At 66.4% G+C, this 962-nt stretch carries 1 protein-coding gene; it reads left to right on the forward strand.

Annotated elements, in window-relative coordinates; genetic code table 11:
* Positions 1–823 (forward strand): hypothetical protein (locus tag A5740_RS22915; RefSeq protein WP_254849307.1); only part of this gene is annotated, 823 nt, incomplete at its 5' end.
* Between the last annotated feature and the right edge of the window lie 139 nt (positions 824–962).

Raw genomic sequence — 962 nt, forward strand, 5'->3', positions numbered from 1 at the left:
GGGCGGTGGTTACCCGCCCCCGCCCCCCCCACAGGGGGGTGGCTTTCCGCCGCCGGGTTACCCGGCACCTGGTGGCTTTCCGGCGTCCGGCGGTTATCCCGCCCCCGGTTACCCGCCCGCCGGTGCACCCGGTTTCGGCGGCGCGCCCTACAGCGTCGGTGACGCGTTCTCCTGGGCCTGGAACAAGTTCAGCAAGCATCCCGTCGAGGTGCTGGTGCCGACCTTGGTCTTCGGGCTGATCTACGTTGTGTTGCAGGTCATCTTCCGGATGATCGAGGCGCCGTTCACCGACGTCGAAGGTGGCGACGGCTCCTACAGCTTCTCGATGGGCGGCGCCGGAATCCTGGTCTCGCTGATCGTTACGCTCGTGGGCGTAGTGATCGGCGCGGTGATCCAGTCGGCGTACATCGGCGGAATGCTCGATATCGCCAACGGCGCACCGGTGACCATCGGGTCCTTCTTCCGGCCGCGCAACGTCGGCAACGTCGTCATCGCCTCGGTGGTGTCCTCGATCATCGTCGGCATCGGTGTCGTCCTGTGCGTGATCCCCGGCATCATCGCCTCGATCATGTTGATGTTCACCACGGTCGCGGTCCTCGATCGCAATCTGTCGGGCATCGACGGCGTCAAGGCAAGCTTCGAGTTGGCCAAGGCCAACTTCGGCCCGGTGGCGTTGACCTGGCTGGTGGTCCTCGTCGTGGGCTTTGTCGGCGCCCTGCTGATCGGCATCGGTCTGCTGGTGGCCTACCCGCTGCTGTCCCTGATCACGGTGTACGCGTGGCGCCGGCTCAGCGGCAGCCAGGTGGCCCCGCTGACCCCGTAGTTCGTTCGCCTCGACGCCCACGGCGCGTACGACAGAAATGTCTGCGTCGTGGGCGTCGTGCTGCGTGACATCATTTGCACATGACTCAGCCGCCAGGTCCCGGATATGCCCCCGGCCCCAACACTGCGAGCCCGGACGT

Source organism: Mycobacterium sp. GA-1841 (genome assembly GCF_001954135.1).
Classification (GTDB): Bacteria; Actinomycetota; Actinomycetes; order Mycobacteriales; family Mycobacteriaceae; genus Mycobacterium.